Here is a 15,575-nt window from a genome sequence, read left to right on the forward strand (position 1 = left end):
CCAACCGGGGCACGACCGGTCACCCGATGCGGACCACCCGGCCCGTGAGACGTTGGGGCCCGCGCCGCCTTGCGCAGGCTGCCGTTCCGACGGCCGCCTTCCCGTGGCGGCGGGTCGTAACCGCCTTGGGCACTCTGCCGCCTGGGGCGGCAGGGTGGGCAAGGCGGCCCCCGGTGCGGCGGGTCGATGGCGACGGGCGCCGGCCCCGGCAAGGCTTCGGTCGCTGGTGCGGCGTGTTCACGGCGATGGGCTCAGGCCCGAGGCCTGGGTGGGCCTGAGCCCCCGGAGGGGGCGGAGGGCGGGAGGTGAGCGGGTGCCGGTGTGCTTGGCAGGGATCGGCCCGCGCAACGCCGGGGATTCGGCCGGGTCGAGGCTCCCGGAGGGTGGAGCCCGGTGCGGGCGGCGAAGGTGCGGTGTGGCCGATGGTGACGGGTGCCGGCCCCGGTAACGGTTCCGGTCGCTGGTGCGGCGTGTTCATGGTGACGGGCTCAGCCCCTGGCTCAGGCCCGGGGCCCGGGTGGGCCTGAGCCCCGCGAGGCGCCGGCCCCGGCAAAGCCAAAACCCCCGGCCCCGCGCAACACACCCCACCTACCCGCCCCCTGGCGCTCCCGCCGCCCCATACCCCGCATCGTCCCCCGCCCCCGCCCCCTCCGGCAGGACCGGTGCCCGGTAACCGGACATTGGGGAGGCCCCAGGGTCCGGGCGGACCGCGCCGAGGAGGGGGTTGGCCGCGATGGGGGAGACCTTGACGTTGGCGCCGGGGCGCGGAGCCTGCACCACCATGCCGTCGCCGAGGTACATCGCCACATGCGTGGCCTTGGGGAAGTAGATGACCAGGTCACCGGGGCGCAGCTCCGACATGGGGACGCGGGGCAGCGAGGCCCACTGTTCCTGCGACGTCCGCGGAATCGTCCGCCCCGCGTGCGCCCACGCCTGCGACGTGAGGCCCGAGCAGTCGAAGGAGTCCGGCCCCTCCGCCCCCCACACATACGGCTTCCCGATCTGCCGGACGGCGTAGGAGACCGCCTCGTCGCCCGCCTTCGACGGCGCCCTGCCCGTCGAACTCAGCGCCCCGGACGCCATGAACGCCTGCTGCGCCCGCGACGTCCCCCGCGCCTCGAGCCGCGCCACCTCCGCGAGCTGATCGGCGGTGAGGGAGGCGAGCAGCTGCTCGACCTCCTTCAACCGGTCCTGCACCGCGTCCCGTTCCTTCTTCTGCCGCTCCGCGAGCCGCAACTGCTTGTCCAGCGCGCCCCGCGCCTTCGTCGCGAGCGCGTCGGTCCGCTTCTCCCGGCCCGTGAGCCGCTCGACCATGGCCTGCCGCTCACGGGCGGCCCGCCGCATCACATGTCCCTCGTCGAGCGCCCGCTGCGGATCACGTGCGAGCAGGAGCCGCAGGTACGGGGAGAAGTCGCTGCTTCCCTGGTACTGCTCGCGCGCCAGCCGCCCCGCGTCGGTCCGGCTGCTGTGCAGCGACGACCGCGCGGCGGCCAGCTTCTTGGCGAGGCCGTCCGCGTCCTTGCGGCGCTCCTTCAGCGCCTCCTCCGTCGCGTTGTACGTCTCCGTGGCCGCCTCGGCGTCCTGGTACAGACGTTGGAGATCCGAGAGGAGGTCGGCGACGGAGCGCGTCCCGCCGGGCCCCGGCCGCGGCTCGGGACCCGGCGCCGCGCTCGCCGGCAGCGGCCCGAGCAACGCGCCTGTGACGGCCGCCGTGCACACCCACCGCACCAGCCTGCCTGACACCTGATCACCTCCGGTGCGGGACAACCCCTGTGCCCCGCACCGTGAACATGAACAGAAAGGCGGGCCGCCCACGCGCCGGGCTGCTCGTTTCGGCGCAACCCCACCACCCGTCCGGTGCCCGCCCGGCGAGCCGCCTTTACGCCTCCGGGGACCGGTTCTTCGACCACGGCCATCTGACCGTCCGCCCGGTGTTCCCGTCCGGCGCGAACACGTAGCGCCACTTCGCCACGAGCTGCACCCGCTTTCCGCTGGGCGCGGCCTCCCGTACGTACACGAGCACGGCGTCCGGCACCGGCACCTTGTACACCTTGGGAGGATTCCCGGTGGCGGTCACGAACACGGGCAGTGTCCGCCCGTCGAGGGGCCCGCCGACAAAGGGAATGTCTTCGCTCTTCACGCCACCAGTGTCACGCAGAGCGCCACACGGCCGTCACGCGCACCAACCACACACCGCCGTCACGCACACACCGGCCACGCCCAAGCGCCACACCGCTCCCCTCACCCCACCCACACCGCATCCCCCACAACCTCAACCACCCGCCGCGCCAGTTCCCCCACCGGTCCCTCCGGGGACTCCAGCGCGAGGGCGTACCGGATCACGTCCGCGGTCTGCGGGTCCCGGCCCGCCGTCGCCGCGAGGACCGCCATGAACTGGTCGACCAGCCCGTCGCGCAGCTCGTCCAGCGGTGGCTGCTTGTCCTCGTCGAGCCAGATCAGGGAGGCCGCCTCCACCGCCGTGATCCACATGCGGACGGTCATCCGCAGCCGCGGCCCCGGCGCGGCCTGGCCGAGGTGGCTGAGGATGTGCTCGGCGGCGGCCCGCCGCACCCCGTCGACGATCGCGGTCGTACGGGAGGTCTCCACCACGCTGCCGCCCTGGAGCAGCGCCGCGAAGCCCATGTCGTGCTGGTCGACGAAGGCGAGATAGCGGTCGAGCGCGTGCGTGAGGCGGGCCGTGAGCGGGCCCTCGGCCGGCTCCGCGAAGCACTGCCGCAGCTCCTCGGCGGCGGAGCGCAGCGCGGCCTCGTACAACTGCTGCTTGCCGCCGGGGAAGTAGCGGTAGACGAGCGGCCGGGACACCCCGGCCACCTCCGCCACGTCGTCGAGCGAGACGTCCTCCGGGGCCCGGTGCGCGAACAGCGACAGCGCCGATTCGAGCAGCTGCGCCCGCCGCGCCTCGACGCTGAGCCGCCTGTAGGCGGGCGTGCCGGTTGCCGAGGTCATGCTTCGAAGCGTAACCGGCCCGACGAGTACCTCATCTAGGCCAGAAGTCCCGAGGACCGCCACATCTGCCGGCCGACGCCGCGCAGCACGCCGATGTCGTCGAGGAAGTCGGTCAGGCGCTTGGCCCCGGACTGCATGACCTCGCGGCGGTGGCCGCTGGCCTTGACCTGGGCCATCGCTTCCTTCTTGTTCAGGCCCACGTTCTCGTAGACCTGGGGGTTGATGAACGCCACGGAGAAGACGCGGGCGAACTCGCCCGAGGTGAGCCGCGTGAACTCCTGCGACCAGCGCGGCGCCGTCATCATCTGGCGCCGCAACTCCTCGCGCGCGTACCGGACATGGCGGGCCTCCTCCACGACGTGGATGCGCGTCACGCCACGGATCAGCGTCTGCACGCGCTCGTCGGGGAACGTCAGCCGCTGCATCCAGTCGAGGACCTCCTCGCCGAGCAGCGTCGCCGTGAACGAACCGGGCGTCGTGGAGATGGTCTTGAAGAGGCGGCCGAGGTTGTGGTGGACGGGCGCCACCGGGTACCAGGGCGTCTCGCCGCGCTGGATCAGCCGCGCGAACATCTTCGAGTGCCGGCACTCGTCCTCGATCTCCGTGAGGGCGTACCGGACGTGCGCGCTCGTCGCCGCCTTGTCGTAGACGTGCCGGACGAGCAGCTGCATCAGGATCAGCTCGAACCAGATGCCGAGCGAGGCGAGCGCCGCCGCCTCGTGCTGCGACAGCTTGATCCGCTGCTCCTCGCCCATCCGCTTCCACAGCGGCGTGCCGTACAGGGACACCAGCTCGGGCGGCCAGAACCACTTGCCCGCTTCGAAGGGAGCGTCCCAGTCCAGCTCCTTGTCCGGGTCGAAGGAGTGCTTGGCGGAAGAGTCGAGCAGCCGCTCGGCCACCTGCTCGCGGTCCTTGAGCAGACCGAGCGCGTCGCGCAGTCCGGCCAGCGCGTCGGCTTCCGTCATGGTCGTCATGGCTGTCCCCACCTCGTCGTACGGGTGTGCGTCGGGCGGCCGCCGGTTACCGGCGGTCATACCGCCTCCGCTCTTATGAGACTGCGCGTCAGCAAGCCCGTCAATCCCTTGCGCACGACTCCGCCCGACTTGTTGACCCCGCGTCTACCACCGTGTGAGCCTGCCAGCATGGCGACGCATGAGCTGTACACCAAGGTCCCCGATGGGTCCAACTGGCAAGTACCGTCCGCCAGTTCGGCTCGCCTCAGCTGGGAATACGACGACGGGCGCGACCGCCTCCTGTCCCTGTACCAAAAGGGCAAGGACAAGCAGTGGGACGGCGCCAAGCGCATCGACTGGGACCTGGAGGTCGACCCGTACGACCCCCTCGGCACCCCCGACGACGCGCTGGCCCTCTACAACACGCCCTACTGGGCGAAGATGACCGACAAGGACAAGGCCGAGCTGCGCAAGCACTCCGCCTCCTGGCAGTTCAGCCAGTTCCTGCACGGCGAACAGGGCGCGATGGTGTGCGCCGCGCGGATCGTGGAGTCCGTGCCCGACCTCGACGCCAAGTTCTACTCGGCGACGCAGACGATGGACGAGGCGCGGCACGCGGAGATCTACGGCCGCTTCCTGCACGAGAAGCTCGGGATGCTGTACCCGATCAACGACAATCTCCAGTCCTTGCTGGGCGACACGCTCCGCGACTCCCGCTGGGACATGCCGTACCTGGGCATGCAGGTGCTCATCGAAGGGCTCGCCCTCGCCGCCTTCGGCCTGCTGCGCGACACCACCGACAAGCCGCTGCCCAAGCAGATCCTCGCGTACGTGATGCAGGACGAGGCCCGGCACGTGGCCTTCGGGCGGATGGCGCTGCGCGACTACTACAAGCAGCTCACCGACGCCGAGCTCCGCGAGCGCGAGGAGTTCGTCATCGAGGGCTGCTACCTGATGCGCGACCGGCTGCGCGGCATCGAGGTCCTGGAGAACTTCGGCATCCCCAAGGCCGACGCGGAGAAGTACACGGAACAGTCCGAATTCCTGGCCATGTTCCGGCAGTTGCTGTTCTCGCGGATCGTCCCGTGCGTCAAGGACATCGGCCTGTGGGGCAAGCGCCTCCAGCAGGCCTACGTCGACATGGGCGTGTTCGACATGGGCAACTCCAACCTCGATCAGCTCATGGCCCAGGACGAGGAGATCGCCGAGCAGCTCGACGCGCAGCGCTTCGCGGCGGAGGAGCAGGAGCGGGTGGCCGAGGTCGAGGAGGCGGTCGAGGCCGGCAAGTCAGCCTGAGCCCAGCACCGCTTCCATCACCGACTTGGCGATGGGGGCCGCGCTGCCGCCGCCACTGATGTCGTCGCGGTTCGCGGACGCGTCCTCCACGACCACCGCCACCGCGACCTTCGGTGTGGACGCGTCCTTCTCCTTGGCGTAGGAGATGAACCAGGCGTACGGGGTGCCCTCGTTGTTCTCGCCGTGCTGCGCGGTGCCCGTCTTGCCGCCGACGGTGGCGCCGGAGATCTGCGCCCCGGTGCCCGTCCCCTCGGAGACGACGTCCTCCATCATGGTCTGCAGCTGCGTCGCCGTGTACGGGGACATGACCTGCTTGTAAGTGTCGCTGCCGGTCTCCGAGACGGTGTCGCCGTCGCTGTCCGTGGCCTTGTCGACGAGGTGCGGCTTCATCAGCGCGCCGCCGTTGGCGACCGCCGAGGACACCATCGCCATCTGCAGCGGCGTCGCGGCGGTGTCGTACTGGCCGATGGAGGAGAGCGCCAGCTGCGCGTCGTTCATGTCGGTGTCGAAGTTCGACTTGGCGGCCGTCATCGGGACCTTGATCCCGCTGTCGTTGAAGCCGAAGTTCTCCGACATCTTCACCATGTCCGAGAGGCCGGTCTTGACCCCGAGGTTCGCGAACACGGTGTTGCAGGAGACCCGCAGCGCGTATTCGAGCGTCGCGTCGGTGCAGGCATCGGACGAGGACTCGTTCGTCAGCTGTGTCGTCGTACCCGGCAGGGTGTACGGGGACGGGGTGTCGGTCGACGTGTCGATGCCGTCGACGACGCTGTTCTCCAGGATCGCGGCCGCCGTGACCACCTTGAACGTGGAGCCCGGCGGATAGGTCTGGCGCAGCGCCCGGTTGAGCATCGGCTGCTCCTCGGACTTGTTCAGCGCGTCCCACGCCTCGGTCGACGACGCGTCGGTGCCGGCGATCCTGCCGGGGTCGTACGAGGGCGTGGAGACCAGCGCCAGGATCTTCCCGCTCGACGGGTCGATCGCCGCGACCGCGCCCTTCTTGCCGCCGAGCCCGGAGTACGCGGCCTGCTGCGCGCGGGCGTTGATGGTGGTCTTCACGTTGCCGCCGGGGTTCTGGGCGCGCGAGATCTCGTTCCAGAGCGGGACGGGGGACAGCATCGGGTCGGTGCCGGAGAGGATGTTGTCCTCGGCGCTCTCCACGAACGTCGTGCCGTACGTCTGCGAGGCGTAGCCGGTGACGGGGGCGTAGAGCGGCCCGTTCTTGTACGTCCGCTCGTAGCGCAGGGACTCCCCGGTGTCCTTGGAGCCGGTGACCGACTTCCCCTGGACGAGGATGTCGCCGCGCGGCTGCCCGTAACGCTCGATCGTGGAGCGGCGGTTGGCGGAGTTGTCGTCGAGCTTGTCGGCCTGGAAGAACTGGATGCGGGCCGCGTTGAGCAGTAGCGCGATCAGCAGGATCAGGCAGAAGACCGAGGCCCGGCGGATGTACTTGGTCACTTGGCGCCCTCCACGGGTTCCGGGGCGTGGCCGGGGGACTCGGGCAGCAGCTGGCTCCGGGCCCGGTCGCTGACCCGGATGATGATCGCGACGATGATCCAGTTGGTGACGAGGGACGAACCGCCCTGTGCGAGGAACGGCATCGCCATGCCGGTGAGCGGGATCAGCCCCATCACGCCGCCCGCGATGACGAAGACCTGAAGCGCGACGATCGAGGCGAGTCCGATGGAGAGCAGCCGGCCGAACGGATCGCGCAGCGCGAGCCCCGCCCGGTAGCCGCGCTCCACGAGCAGCGCGTACAGCAGGAAGATCGCGGTGAGCCCGGCGAGGCCCAGCTCCTCACCGGCCGTCGCCAGGATGAAGTCCGACTTGGCGGCGAAGCCGATCAGGTTCGAGTGGCCGAGGCCGAGCCCGGTGCCGAGCATCCCGCCCGCCGCGAACGCGAACAGCGACTGCGCGAGCTGGCTGGCGCCCTGGCCCGCGTCGATGGAGGCGAAGGGGTGCAGCCAGTCCTGGACGCGGCTGTGCACGTGCGGTTCGAAGGAGGCGACGATGACCGCGCCCACGGCCGCGAGCACGAGCCCGATGGCGATCCAACTGCCGCGGCCCGAGGCCACGTACAGCATGATCACGAACAGACCGAAGAAGAGCAGCGAGGTGCCGAGGTCGGTCTCCAGGACGAGGACGCCCACCGTCATCAGCCAGATCACCAGGATCGGCGCGAACACCCGCATCGTCGGCAGCTGGAACCGCCAGACCTTCTTGCCCGTGTACGCCAGGGCATGCCGGTTGGCCGCGAGATAGCTGGCGAAGAAGATCGCGAGCAGGATCTTGGCGAACTCGCCGGGCTGGATGGAGAAGCTGCCGATCTGGATCCAGATCCGGGCGCCGTTGATCGGCGGGAAGAAGATCGGCAGGATCATCAGCACCAGGGCGGTGACCACGCAGATGTACGCGTATCTCTGCAACACCCGGTGGTCGCGCAGGAAGAGCACGGTCAGGATGAACAGGGCCACGCCGAGCGTGGACCAGATCAGCTGGGTGGGCGCCGCCTGGTCGCTCGGGGTCTCCAGGTCGAGCCGCCAGATCAGCACCAGGCCGAGGCCGTTGAGCAGCACAGCGATCGGCAGCACCAGCGGATCCGCGTACGGGGCGCGGAAACGGACCACGAGGTGCGCGACGAGCGCGAGCGCGCCGAGCCCGGCGCCGTAGCTCAGGGCGCCGCCCGGGACCCTGCTGTCCTTGGCGAGGCCGACGTCGATGTATCCGTAGACGCTGAGCAGCACGGCCACGACGAGCAGGGCCAGTTCGGTCCCCCGGCGCCGGGGGACGCGGACGGCGGGCACCGCGGAGGAGCTGCTGGTTCCCGACTTACCCGACGTACCCGATGATCCGGTCATACCGGGAACGTAGCAAGCAAGTACCCGATATCAGGTCATGTCAGCACCAGCGCGGCACGGCGCCGATGTTCTGGATGTACTTCGCGGAACCCCACGCCCACGTGCCGTCGGTGAGCAGGTACCAGTACGAGTTCCCGCCGACGCTGGAGCCCGAGGTCTTGCAGAAGATCGTGACGACCGCGCGGTACGGCTCGGAGCGGACGACCTTCGCGCCGCGGGTCGGGGCGTCGCGCAGCAGTAGCCCGGACTTGGCGGTGACGCGGCCCTTGTAGGCCGGCGGGGAGTCGCCGGCGCCCGGGGTACCGGAGGTCTGGGCGACGGCGGGGACGGCCGCGGTGGCGACGAGGACAGTGGCGGCGACGCCTGTGCCGAGGCGGGTGGCGAGGGACATACGAGACTCCTGTGGTGGGGGGAGAGGAGCGAGAAGGGCGCCTTGGATGCCCGGTTTCACACTAAAAGCGGCACGCAGGGCGCGCAAAAGGTCACTCTCCGCTATGAACCCTCGGGCTCGGTCCCCTCGTGCGGCAGTGTCAGCGTCGCCACCGCACCGCCGTCCGGCGCGTTCCCGAACTCAAGACGCCCGCCCAGGACTTCGGCCTGCCCGAGCGCGATGGTCAGGCCCAGCCCGTGCCCGCGGGCGCCGCCGTCGGTGCGGAAGCGCTGCGGTCCGTGCTCCACGAGATAGCCGGGATAGCCCGCGCCGTGGTCGCGCACCGTGATCACAGGCCCGTCCACGGTCAGGGTGACCGGGGCGGCCCCGTGCCGGTGCGCGTTCGCCACGAGATTGCCGAGGACCCGCTCCAGGCGGCGACGGTCCGTCAGCACACAGACGTCCCGCACGACATCGACCTCGGTGGGCGTCCCGGACGCCCGCACCACCCGCTCGGCCACCGGCCCGAGCCGGTTCTCGTCCAGGTCGAGGCGTTCGCTGCGCGCGTCGAGCCGTGAGATCTCAAGCAGGTCCTCGGTGAGCGTGCGCAGCGCGGCGACCCGGTCCCGCACCAGCTCCGTGGGCCGCCCCGGCGGCAGCAGCTCGGCGGCCGCGTGCAGCCCGGTCAGCGGCGTGCGCAGCTCGTGCGCGACATCGGCGGTGAACCGCTGCTCGGTCAGGATCCGGGCCTGCAACGAACCGGCCATGCTGTCGAGGGCCCCCGCGACATCCGCCACCTCGTCCTGCCGCAGCCCCGGATCCTTCGTCCGCCGGTCCTCCACGCGCGCGTCCATGTCGCCCGCGCTGATCCTGCGCGCCACCCGCGCCGTCGCGTGCAGGCGCCGCGTCACCCGGGTCACCGCGAACGCGCCGACCAGCAGCGTCGCCCCGATCGCGAGCGCGGACGAGGTGAGGATCGCCCCGTCGAGCCCGTCGATGGTGCGCCGGCCCTGCGCGAAGTCGACCCGCACCGCGAGGGCCCGGCCGGTGGCCGCCGGGCCCGCCGCCCACATCGTCGGCCGCGCCCCGGACGTCGAGATCATCGTGCCGCGCTCCCCGCGCGCGGCGAGGGCGCGCAGCCCGTCGGGCAGGCCCGGCGGATCGAGGCCCGCGCCCGGCGCGAGCCTGCCCCCGGCCTCGTACCGCTTGGTGGTGGACGTCAGCAGGGTGAGCGCGCGTTCGCGGGCCTGACCCGTCGTCTGATCGGTGACCGAGACATGCACCAGGACGCCGAGGAGCGCGGCGAGCGCACAGCACATCACGGTGATGAACACGGTCGCCTTCCACGTCAGGGACGCGGTCCAGGCGGGCAGCCGCGGCGCGCGCGGCCTCATGAGCGACTCGGTGACGGAACGTCAGGAGTGTGCGCGGAGCCGGTGCGCAGGATCTCGTCGCGCGTCGGCAGCATCGCCTTCTGGTGGTCGTCGTACGACCAGGACGTGCGGTACTCGTACCCGGACAGGTCGGCGGCGGCGCGCACCACGATGCTGCGGCCCGCCAGATGCACGTTGAGCACGGCGTCCTTGTCGTCCATGATCTGGGTCAGCTTCCCGCCGCGGTACGTGTACGCCTGGAGGTACGCCTGGCGGTGCGGGGCGCGGACGGCGACGAGCAGGTCGTCGTCGCCGTCGCCGGTGAGGTCGCGGTAGTACCCGCCGAGCACGGGACAGTCCTCGGCGGCCCCATTGGACGCATCTTTGGACGCCCCTTCGGACGCCGGGCAGTCCGCGACGTCCGCCGCGATGTCCTTGTAGTCGTCGGGCGCGGCGGCGACGCGGGCCCGCACGATCGTCACCGGGTCGACCTCGCGCAGCTTCCCGCCCGGCACCTCGACCCCCTTGACCACGGCCGTCTCCCCGGCGCCGTAGTCGTCGGCGGCGCGGCTCGCGGGCGGCAGCGTGGGCCAAAGCCGCTCCGGTCCCACGGCCGTCGGGGTCGGGCCCGCGCTCCGCAGACCGCCCTGGTCCCCGCAGCCGGCGCACGCGCACAGCAGCGCGGCGGCGGCCGCGGCGAGTGCCGGTCGGCCGAGGCGCCAGGGCCCTGTCTTCACTGCACTCCTGCCTGCCGGGTGGAACGGGTCGCGATGGTCATCATGCCGGGCCTGCGGGCTTCTTGCCCTGCGGCATGGCTTGCTGCTCCCATGGTCGTGGGGTGATGGGGCATGAGCGGACTGCGCGTCATACCGACCTGGCGGCACGGCCAGGAGTGGCTCTACGTGTGCGGGGACGACGGCGCGAACGTCGCCTGGTACGACCGGGACGCGGCCCGGGTCAACCTGCTCAGCGAGACGCACCGGGCGGACGTCCTCGACGTGCTCCGCCCGTTCATCGTCGGCCAGGTGGCCATCGGGCCGCCCCCGGTGCCGACCCCCGCCGAACTGGCCGGGCTCACCCTCCACCCCGACGACGACCTCGCGCCGAACCGGCCGGGCGAGGCCCTCGTCGTCTCCCTGGACCGCGACCCCGGGCCGCAGCGCCGGCTGCGCACCGACCCGCGGCGCAAGGCGCTCGCCGCGCAGCAGCGGGTGGGCGAGGTCCTCGACGAGCTGGAGGCGACGGGCTGGCGGGTCCTGCACTCGGTGCCGCTGCCCGGCGGCGCTCGCGTCCACCACCTGCTGATCGGCCCCGGCGGACTGTTCGCGCTGCACACGCTGCCCGCGCGCAGGCAACGGGTGCGGGTCGACGATCCCTGGGTGACGGCGGGCCGCGGGGAGCCGGAGCCCCTGCTGCGCCGCGTCAGGGCCGACGCCTCACGCTGCTCCTTCGCCCTCACCGCGGAGGTCCGGGCGGCCCTGGTCCTGGTGGAACCGTCGACGGTGAACGCGCCGACACCGCTCCGCGACGTCCGCCTCTTCACCGACCAGAACCTCCCGACCCTGACCCGCACGGGCGGCCTCCTCAAACCGGCGGACGTGGAGGCGCTGCACATGATGGCGCGGGACAGGGGGACGTGGAGGCGGGTGTGACGCCACTTCCGCTCAAGCAGGCACATTTCTAGCGATGGCTGGGCAATTCAAGCCCCGCCGGCGATTGAGGCGCGGGGCCCGGGGCAGAGCCCCGCGACCGCAACACCATCCGCGTCAAGGAATCTCCCCGGCCCGCTCAACGTCGAACAACCCGGAGAGCAGATCCCCGTCCCGCCCCAGCCGCGAGGCAACGTCCCCCGCAACAAAAACCAGCTCCTCCGCGGCACGACACCCCTCCACCTCCCCCCACGTCACCGGCGCGGACACGGTCACCCGGTCCCGAGCCCGCACCGTATAAGGCGCCGCCGTCGTCTTCGCCGCAGAGTTCTGACTGTGGTCGACGAACACCTTCCCGCCCCGCAGATTCCGCGCCATCCGATGCACCACGAGCCGCGGCAACGCCGCCTCCGCCTCCCGCGCGAGCCCCTTCGCGTACGCACTTACCCGCTCGGACGCCGTAGGCACCAGCGGCACGAGCAGATGCAGCCCCTTGGACCCGGACGTCTTCGCGTACGCGTCGAGCCCGTCCCGCTCCAGCCGCTCCCGCAGCCACCCGGCCACCTCGCAGCACTGCACGATGTCGGCCGGAGCGCCCGGGTCGAGGTCGAAAACGAGCCGGTCGGCGAGCCCCGGCGCGTCCGCCCGCCACTGCGGCGTGTGGAACTCGGTCACCAGATTGGCCGCCCACATCAACGTCGGCAGGTCCTGCACGAGGATCTGCCGCGAGACGCCGTCCGAGCGCGGCACGTCGGCCGTCCTCACCCATGAGGGTGTCCCCGGCGGCACGTTCTTGGCGAAGAACCGCTGACCGTCAGGACCGTCGGGAAACCGCAGGAAGGACACGGGGCGGTCCCGCAGATGCGGGAGCAGGGCCTCCGCGACCGTCGCGTAGTAGTGCAGCAGCTCGCCCTTGGTGAATCCGGAGGCCGGGAACAGCACCTTCTCCAGATTGCTGAGCGTGAGCCGCCGCCCCTCCACTTCTGTGATCGGCGCCATACGGTAATACTCTGGCAATCCAGCCCGTTATGTCTGCTATGTCGTGCGTCGGCGACGCGAACCAGGAGGCCCACCGTGCGCTCCATATGGAACGGCGCCATCTCCTTCGGCCTGGTCAGCATCCCGATCAAGCTGGTCAACGCCACCGAGAACCACTCGATCTCCTTCCGCCAGATCCATCTGGAGGACGGCGGCCGCATCCGCTATCACAAGGTGTGCGAGCTGGAGGACAAGGAGATCCCGAACGACGAGATCGGCAAGGGGTACGAGGACGCCGACGGCTCGATCATCCCGATCACCGAGGACGACCTCGCCCAGCTCCCGATCCCCACGGCCAAGACGATCGAGATCGTCGCGTTCGTGCCGGCCGAGCGGATCGACCCGCTCCAGATGGGCACGGCGTACTACCTCCAGGTGAACGGTGTCCCGGCCGCCAAGCCGTACACGCTGCTGCGGGAGGCGCTCAAGCGCAGCAACAAGGTGGCCATCGCCAAGTTCGCGCTGCGCGGCCGGGAGCGGCTCGGAATGCTGCGGGTCGTCGACGACGTCATAGCGATGCACGGACTGCTCTGGCCGGACGAGATCCGGGCCCCCGAGGACGCCGCCCCCGACTCCCACGTCACGGTCCGCGACGCCGAACTCGATCTGGCGGACGCCCTGATGGACACGCTCGGCGAGGTCGACATGGACTCGCTGCACGACGACTACCGGGACGCCGTGGAGGAGATGATCGAGGCGAAGTCCTCCGGCACCGAACCCGCCGGGCCCCCCAAGAAGTCGGACGGCGGAGGCGGCAAGGTCATCGACCTCATGTCCGCGCTGGAGAGCAGCGTACGGGCGGCCAAGAAGGCCCGGGACGGGGACGACGAGGACGTGGCCGAGGTGACGCACTTGTCATCGCGCTCCCGCACGAAGAAGGCCCCCGCCAAGAAGAGCACCGCAGCCAAGAAGAGCACGCCCGCCAAGAAGACGGCCGCGAAGAAGAAGACCACGGCCAAGAAGACGGCGGCGGCGAAGAAGAGCACCTCGGCAAAGAAGAAGCCGACGCCCAAGAAGAAGACGTCGGCCTGAGCTTGTGAGCCCCGCCGGCGATTGAGGCGCGGGGCCCGGGGCAGAGCCCCGAGACCGCACCCCCGTCGCCGGGTGAACAGAAAGCGGCTAACGCCCCCTGGCAAGCTTCGCGGCGTCCCGCTTGAACGCCCACTCCATCTTCGGCTCCATCACGAACCGGAACATCCGTTGCACGGGTGGCGTGCACAGCACCGTGATCAGGCTTGCCGCGAGCACCGTCACGACGACCTGGCCCCACGGGGTGTGCACCCAGCTGACTTCGTACCAGTCCCAGAAGCGGGAGCCCTTGGCGACGAAGCCGTGCAGCAGGTAGCCGTACAGGGTGCCCGCGCCGAGCGCCGTGAACCACAGCTTGCGGCCCGGCACCCACGCGAAGAAGCACGCGGTGAGGATCACCGAACAGCCGAACATGGCCAGGGTCATGACGATCCCGGTCCAGCCCGGGGCGCCCAACTCCTGCGCGCTGTCCCGGTGGTACGTCCACGCCGCGGTCATCCGCGGCGCCGCCCAGTACGCGAACACCAGCGCTGCCGCGAAGACCGGCACCGCGATGATCCGCGCCTCCTTGCGGCGCACCAGCTGGAAGTGCTCCGGCTTCAGGCACAGGCCGAGGACGAAGAACGGCAGGAACTGCAGCAGGCGCTGCATGTCCAGGTCGTCGCCGATGCTGGGGGAGACGGAGGCGAGCGCCGCGATGGCGAGCGCCACCGGCAGCGGCCAGCGGATCGTCTTCCAGATCGGCGTGCTCAGCCGCCACACGAACAGCGACACCAGGAACCAGGTCAGGTACCAGGGGTCGAGCAGGCTGAAGTCGTATCCCGGATCGTCACCCGCGTACCGCTTGAAGAGCGTGTAGGCGACTTCGAACACCACATACGGCACCGCCACACCCGTGATCAGCCGCTTCAGCCGGGCCGGGCTCGCGTCGAACGACCGCGAGAAGTATCCGGAGATCACGATGAACGCCGGCATGTGGAACGTGTACACGATGATGTAGAGGGCGGAGGCCGCCCGGCTCCCGTCGCGCAGCGGCTCCCAGGAGTGCCCCATCGCGACCAGGACGATCGCCATGTACTTGGCGTTGTCGTAGAACGCGTCCCGGGCCTTGCCGGTCTTCGGTGTCGCGGTGGCGGCCGGTGTGGCCGCCTGTCTCCTGGACGGAGTGCTCGCGGGTGCGACGGCGTCCTGCTGATCGGGCAGCGGGGCCCGATGAGCCGCGAGCTGTACCGGTTCGCTCACGATCCCTCCCGTTGGGAACCCCGACTACCGGATACGCATCTTCCTGGATTTGTGAGGTTCAAGTGGCTGCGAGACATCGACCGAACCGTAGTCATGCGGTGGGGCACGAGTAAACCTGGATCGGGTCCGCGTGGCGGCTCTCACAGTCCTGATCAGGAATGACCATCACTCAAACGGGTTCCGTGCCGGTCTCCGTAGCGAGAAGTCGACAACGGCCGAAAGTGCGCGTCAGCCGAGCCCGGCCTCCGCGACCCGCCGCAACAGCCCGTGCAGCGTCTCGCGCTCGTCCGCGTCCAGCGGGGCGAGCAGTTCGCTCGTCACGCGCAGCCCCGCCTCGTCCGTGCCGCGCAGGAAGTCCCGGCCGTCGTCCGTGAGCAGCACGATCCGGCTGCGCCGGTCGCCGGGGGACGGGCGCCGCTCCACGAACGAGGCCTTCTCCAGGTCGTCGACGAGGCCCACGATCGCGCTCGGATCGTAGCCGAGCCGCGCGCTCAACTCCCTTTGCAGCGCACCCTCGCCGGTGGCCAGGAAGCGCAGGACGGCGTAGTGCCGCAGGCGCAGCCCCGACTCCTGGAGCGAGGCATTGAACAGCTGCCCCGAGCGCAGGCCGAGTCGGTACAGCAGATAACCCGTGTCGGCGTGCAGCCCGCGCATCCATGGCTCGTGCGCGTCGATCGGGGCGGGGGTCATGGGGTCTCCCTGGGGTGGTCCTGCTGGTCCTGCCGGATGTCGCGACAGTCTCTCGCACCGCGCGGTCGGCGACAACTATTGACGTCACCAATTATTGCTCTTAGCTTCCT

The 15,575-nt window shown here is 70.6% G+C and carries 15 protein-coding genes; 3 read left to right on the forward strand and 12 right to left on the reverse strand.

The genetic code is table 11. The annotated features are described in order from the left end of the window. Positions 1–588: 588 nt before the first annotated feature. The 4 genes from ACIA8D_RS13675 to ACIA8D_RS13690 all read right to left on the reverse strand — a co-directional run bounded on the left by ACIA8D_RS13675 (position 589) and on the right by ACIA8D_RS13690 (position 3,941). The gene (locus ACIA8D_RS13675; protein ID WP_399231700.1) at positions 589–1,743 is read right to left on the reverse strand and encodes an NlpC/P60 family protein; all 1,155 of its coding nucleotides are present in this window, start codon (positions 1,741–1,743) and stop codon (positions 589–591) included. 136 nt (positions 1,744–1,879) lie between these two features. Continuing rightward, positions 1,880–2,140, reverse strand: coding sequence for a hypothetical protein (locus ACIA8D_RS13680; protein ID WP_399231701.1), 261 nt, complete (start codon positions 2,138–2,140; stop codon positions 1,880–1,882). 101 nt (positions 2,141–2,241) lie between these two features. Then, positions 2,242–2,967 (reverse strand): TetR/AcrR family transcriptional regulator, encoded by a 726-nt coding sequence (locus ACIA8D_RS13685; protein ID WP_399231703.1) that lies wholly within the window; start codon positions 2,965–2,967, stop codon positions 2,242–2,244. Between the two features lie 35 nt (positions 2,968–3,002). Next, on the reverse strand, positions 3,003–3,941 hold the full coding sequence (locus ACIA8D_RS13690; RefSeq protein WP_399231704.1) for a diiron oxygenase: 939 nt from the start codon (positions 3,939–3,941) through the stop codon (positions 3,003–3,005). 168 nt (positions 3,942–4,109) lie between these two features. Here ACIA8D_RS13690 and ACIA8D_RS13695 point away from each other — a divergent pair, with 168 nt between their 5' ends. Further along, a complete protein-coding gene (locus tag ACIA8D_RS13695) occupies positions 4,110–5,216 on the forward strand; it encodes a ferritin-like domain-containing protein (RefSeq protein WP_399231706.1) in 1,107 nt (368 codons plus the stop codon). Here ACIA8D_RS13695 and ACIA8D_RS13700 read toward each other — a convergent pair. The 5 genes from ACIA8D_RS13700 to ACIA8D_RS13720 form a co-directional block, all read right to left on the reverse strand. Next, positions 5,208–6,674 carry a peptidoglycan D,D-transpeptidase FtsI family protein gene (locus ACIA8D_RS13700; RefSeq protein WP_399231707.1) on the reverse strand — a complete coding sequence of 489 codons (1,467 nt, stop codon included), beginning with the start codon at positions 6,672–6,674 and terminating at the stop codon, positions 5,208–5,210. The genes ACIA8D_RS13695 and ACIA8D_RS13700 overlap by 9 nt on opposite strands. Next, positions 6,671–8,074: an FtsW/RodA/SpoVE family cell cycle protein gene (locus ACIA8D_RS13705; RefSeq protein WP_399231710.1), complete on the reverse strand. Its 1,404-nt coding sequence runs from the start codon at positions 8,072–8,074 to the stop codon at positions 6,671–6,673. Before ACIA8D_RS13705 ends, ACIA8D_RS13700 begins: the two co-directional genes overlap by 4 nt. Before the next feature lie 40 nt (positions 8,075–8,114). Beyond that, entirely contained in the window at positions 8,115–8,465 is a 351-nt protein-coding gene (locus ACIA8D_RS13710; RefSeq protein ID WP_399231711.1) for an SH3 domain-containing protein, read from the reverse strand. Between the two features lie 101 nt (positions 8,466–8,566). After that, positions 8,567–9,838, reverse strand: coding sequence for an ATP-binding protein (locus ACIA8D_RS13715; protein ID WP_399231713.1), 1,272 nt, complete (start codon positions 9,836–9,838; stop codon positions 8,567–8,569). After that, complete coding sequence (locus ACIA8D_RS13720; protein WP_399231714.1) at positions 9,835–10,554, reverse strand: hypothetical protein; 720 nt, start codon at positions 10,552–10,554, stop codon at positions 9,835–9,837. Before ACIA8D_RS13720 ends, ACIA8D_RS13715 begins: the two co-directional genes overlap by 4 nt. Positions 10,555–10,665: 111 nt before the next feature. Here ACIA8D_RS13720 and ACIA8D_RS13725 point away from each other — a divergent pair, with 111 nt between their 5' ends. After that, positions 10,666–11,469 (forward strand): nuclease-related domain-containing protein, encoded by an 804-nt coding sequence (locus ACIA8D_RS13725; protein WP_399231716.1) that lies wholly within the window; start codon positions 10,666–10,668, stop codon positions 11,467–11,469. Positions 11,470–11,583: 114 nt separating this feature from the next. Here the strand turns inward: ACIA8D_RS13725 and ligD are convergent, their stop codons facing one another. Continuing rightward, positions 11,584–12,465: a non-homologous end-joining DNA ligase gene (ligD, locus tag ACIA8D_RS13730; protein WP_399231717.1), complete on the reverse strand. Its 882-nt coding sequence runs from the start codon at positions 12,463–12,465 to the stop codon at positions 11,584–11,586. Between the two features lie 75 nt (positions 12,466–12,540). Here ligD and ACIA8D_RS13735 point away from each other — a divergent pair, with 75 nt between their 5' ends. Next, the gene (locus ACIA8D_RS13735; RefSeq protein ID WP_399231719.1) at positions 12,541–13,536 is read left to right on the forward strand and encodes a Ku protein; all 996 of its coding nucleotides are present in this window, start codon (positions 12,541–12,543) and stop codon (positions 13,534–13,536) included. Positions 13,537–13,623: 87 nt separating this feature from the next. On the opposite strand, the gene ACIA8D_RS13740 is transcribed toward ACIA8D_RS13735, so the two are convergent. Together ACIA8D_RS13740 and ACIA8D_RS13745 are read right to left on the reverse strand one after the other, a co-directional pair. After that, positions 13,624–14,775 (reverse strand): acyltransferase family protein, encoded by a 1,152-nt coding sequence (locus ACIA8D_RS13740; protein ID WP_399231721.1) that lies wholly within the window; start codon positions 14,773–14,775, stop codon positions 13,624–13,626. A 228-nt stretch (positions 14,776–15,003) separates the two neighbouring features. Then, entirely contained in the window at positions 15,004–15,465 is a 462-nt protein-coding gene (locus tag ACIA8D_RS13745) for a MarR family winged helix-turn-helix transcriptional regulator (RefSeq protein ID WP_399231723.1), read from the reverse strand. Between the last annotated feature and the right edge of the window lie 110 nt (positions 15,466–15,575).

Origin of the sequence: Streptomyces sp. NPDC051684 (assembly GCF_044453445.1) — a bacterium.
Lineage (GTDB): Bacteria > Actinomycetota > Actinomycetes > Streptomycetales > Streptomycetaceae > Streptomyces.

Bases quoted from the DNA above. Each gene is read 5' to 3' on its own strand.
- ACIA8D_RS13685 (WP_399231703.1), bottom strand. From the start codon at position 2,967: ATGACCTCGGCAACCGGCACGCCCGCCTACAGGCGGCTCAGCGTCGAG.
- ACIA8D_RS13690 (WP_399231704.1), bottom strand. From the start codon at position 3,941: ATGACGACCATGACGGAAGCCGACGCGCTGGCCGGACTGCGCGACGCG.
- ACIA8D_RS13695 (WP_399231706.1), top strand. From the start codon at position 4,110: ATGGCGACGCATGAGCTGTACACCAAGGTCCCCGATGGGTCCAACTGG.
- ACIA8D_RS13705 (WP_399231710.1), bottom strand. From the start codon at position 8,074: ATGACCGGATCATCGGGTACGTCGGGTAAGTCGGGAACCAGCAGCTCC.
- ACIA8D_RS13710 (WP_399231711.1), bottom strand. From the start codon at position 8,465: ATGTCCCTCGCCACCCGCCTCGGCACAGGCGTCGCCGCCACTGTCCTC.
- ACIA8D_RS13715 (WP_399231713.1), bottom strand. From the start codon at position 9,838: ATGAGGCCGCGCGCGCCGCGGCTGCCCGCCTGGACCGCGTCCCTGACG.
- ACIA8D_RS13725 (WP_399231716.1), top strand. From the start codon at position 10,666: ATGAGCGGACTGCGCGTCATACCGACCTGGCGGCACGGCCAGGAGTGG.
- ligD (WP_399231717.1), bottom strand. From the start codon at position 12,465: ATGGCGCCGATCACAGAAGTGGAGGGGCGGCGGCTCACGCTCAGCAAT.
- ACIA8D_RS13745 (WP_399231723.1), bottom strand. From the start codon at position 15,465: ATGACCCCCGCCCCGATCGACGCGCACGAGCCATGGATGCGCGGGCTG.